Here is a 3,036-nt window from a genome sequence, read left to right as displayed (position 1 = left end):
GCGACGACGAGATTATAATCCTCCTCTAATGCTATATTGCTTACTTGCAAAGCAGACGGGCCGTCCATAACTCTCGTGCTGACTTCGAATCCATGTCTTTCCAACACTTCTTTTTTCCCTTTTAAATTATTCTCTAAATCTTTATAAATTATGGCTTTAAAGAAAGTATCAATACCTAAGAGATCAAGAGCATCCCAAAATGCTATCAGTAAAATTTTCTCTACTCCGAACCCCTTTAGGTTCCCCGTCGTTGCCACAAGGTCAAGAGCTTCACTGGAAAGATCAGTTGCAACTATTGTTTTTTTGTACATTTTTTCGCCTCCCCATGTTATTAGTCCCTACAAACTCCCCTTTACAAAATTAGCTAAGCGTTCTTCACCCCTTCAAATACTGCTTTAAAAACAGATAATCAATTTGACGTGATCTATCAGAAATAACGCCAATAACCACGCTGTCTTTTTGGATAAATAAGATGTGTTAGATGCTTTATATTTTTTGGAAATCATTCGGGTAATTTTTTTATTTAGGCTTGAATTCTGTCGCAAGAAGAAAAAAATAATAAAAGTAAAAGTTAGGTATTTGAAAAAAATGTAGGAGGCTGATTTTAATATAAGTGTAAGGCGGCTGCTTCGGTATATATTTAAAACTATAGCCATCAATATAAAAGCAATTAACGGCTTATCTATTCTCTTTGAAGAGCTTTTGTTGCGCATATAGCTCACTCCTAAGTATAGAATTTACCAAATCAACTTTTCTGACAATAATTTAAATAGATAGTTTTAGTTTATTGATTTCTGAGACTGCTACGTATCTACCATTTTTATTATAAAATGTTGTCTTGTAGCTTTAAGAGGAATAATGCTGTTCGTTTAGATACTTTTATGTAACCCTAACAAAGTTTATTTCGCTTGCTTATCTATTTATATTCTACAATAGATTTCACTTTACTTCATCTTTTATCTGAAATTTAGAAAATAATTTATTTAACAAACAAAATATTTTTAAATAGCTACTTAAGCTTTGATAATATTATTTCTATTGCATCAATATAAGAGTTAAAACCCTTTCCAGATACGGTAGCAACACAATGCTCGGATATATAAGATGTCTTCCTATACTCTTCTCTGCTGTTAACATCGGATAGATGAACCTCAACAGTCGGAAGTCCGACCGCTCTGATAGCATCTGCTATTGCTATACTGGTGTGCGTATATGCTGCAGGATTTATGATTATAGCCTCATATTTACCCATAGACTCCTGTATAACATCTATGATATTCCCCTCATGATTTGATTGAAAAAAATCCACTTCTATGTTTTTTGAAACAGAAAAGCTTCGTATATATTCATTCAAATCTTGCAAACTTTGGGAGCCATAAATCTCCGGCTCTCTTACTCCCAACATGTTCAAATTTGGTCCATTTATCACAATTATTTTCATAAATTAAGCTCCTCTACTATTTTCTGCGCGGCAAGATGAGGATCGCTGTTTTCTACAGATATATCTTGCCAACTCTCGTAAAACGGAGCTCTCATTTCATAGAGCTCTTCAACTCCATTCGCAATAGAAATTGGACGGCCAATCGTAGCCAGTTCTTTAAGGTCTCTTTTTATGTAGACGACCAAGCTGTTCTGTCTCATTATCTCTTTATTTTCCGGAGTAACAACCACTCCGCCTCCGGTCGCAATTATCAAGCCACTTTCTTTGCAAAATTCAGAAAGGACCTCACTTTCTTTTTTACGAAAATATTCCTCTCCCCTCTCCATCAATATCTTGGGGATTACTCTACCTAATTTTTTCACTATCTCTCCATCAATATCTACAAACGGTCTACCCGTTAGCTCACTTAACAACTTGCCAACAGAGCTCTTTCCACTTCCAGGCATTCCTATTAAAACTATGTTTTGGGTTTCTTTTGCAATCATATCTGCTATTTCAATGCTCCTCTCTAATGGGATTTTCTTTTCGGTGAATAGTTCTGAAGATGCCCTGGCTTGCTCCACCAGCATTAATAATCCGCTTGCGTACGCTATGTCAAGTTTTTCAGCTTGTAAAATGAGTGCTGTTCTTGCTGGATTATATATGAGATCGGCCACAAAAACACGATAGGGAAAGAGCTCAAGGTTTATCGGTGAATCTCCATTGTTCGGATACATCCCAACCGGAGTTGTGTTTACTATAATTTGAGCATCACTGTGTAAATAAAGATTATTATAATTTTCCGTCCCTGTTCTCGATACAGTTATAATTTCCTTTGCTCCTAAATCTTTAAGAACAGATTTAACCGTAGATGAAACCCCACCGGAACCAAGTATTACTGCCTTTTTCCCAGCGACATTATCCTTTATAGAAGAAATCATTAAAGAAAATCCGTCATGATCCGTGTTGTCTCCATAATAAGACCCATTCTGTTTTTTTATGAGAGTATTTACGCTCCCAACCTGTTTTGCTTTTTCCGACAGTTCATCACAGTGAGACAGAACCATTTTTTTATATGGGATTGTTACGTTAAAACCATCATAGTCATTATGAGCCAAAAAATCGGACAAATTCTCCGGAGAGATTTCACATAAGTCATATGCATAATCTCCGAGCATACTATGAATAAGGGGAGAAAAACTATGTCCAAGTTTCTCTCCCAACAACCCAAATTTCTTCAAATTACACGACCTCTGAGTAACTTCCCAGATATTTCAATGTTTTGCTGCTCTCTTCAATTCTTATTAACATCTGCTTAAAATTCTCCGAGTAAACTGAAATTGAAAAGTCAAAGTAAAACATAAATTCAAAATCGCTATCCGGCAAAGGTCTACTCTCAAGCTTAGTATGGTTAACTCCTAAAGCAGACAAGCTTGAAAGGGCATGATAAAGGGAGCCCGGTCTGTGTGGAAGCGTTACCATTACACTGGTTTTGTCTGAACCAGGATAAATCTCCATTTTCTTTGAAATGCAGATAAATCTAGTATAATTGCCGCCGAAATCCTGTACGGAATTAATAAGGGAATCCAATCCGTAAAGCTCGGCACAAGAAGCAG

General features: G+C 36.2%; 3 protein-coding genes and 1 pseudogene. All 4 read right to left on the bottom strand.

The window, feature by feature from the left end; all coding sequences use genetic code 11:
- Nucleotides 1–311 (bottom strand): hypothetical protein (locus GXZ13_06745; GenBank protein ID NLX75509.1); only part of this gene is annotated, 311 nt, incomplete at its 3' end.
- A 698-nt stretch (nt 312–1,009) separates the two neighbouring features.
- Nucleotides 1,010–1,441, bottom strand: a complete 432-nt coding sequence (aroQ, locus tag GXZ13_06740) for a type II 3-dehydroquinate dehydratase (protein ID NLX75508.1) — start codon at nt 1,439–1,441, stop codon at nt 1,010–1,012.
- A pseudogene (locus GXZ13_06735) lies at nt 1,438–2,655 on the bottom strand (shikimate kinase). Before GXZ13_06735 ends, aroQ begins: the two are co-directional and overlap by 4 nt.
- 7 nt (nt 2,656–2,662) lie before the next feature.
- Nucleotides 2,663–3,036 (bottom strand): bifunctional chorismate mutase/prephenate dehydratase (locus GXZ13_06730; protein ID NLX75507.1); only part of this gene is annotated, 374 nt, incomplete at its 5' end.

The sequence above is a fragment of the Synergistaceae bacterium genome, assembly GCA_012728235.1.
Lineage (GTDB): Bacteria > Synergistota > Synergistia > Synergistales > Synergistaceae > JAAYFL01.
The sequence above is the reverse complement of the archived record's forward strand: the minus strand, read 5'-3'. Positions and strand labels throughout refer to the sequence as shown.

Coding starts and splice junctions, on each gene's coding strand:
- aroQ (NLX75508.1), bottom strand. CDS start 1,441: ATGAAAATAATTGTGATAAATGGACCAAATTTGAACATGTTGGGAGTA.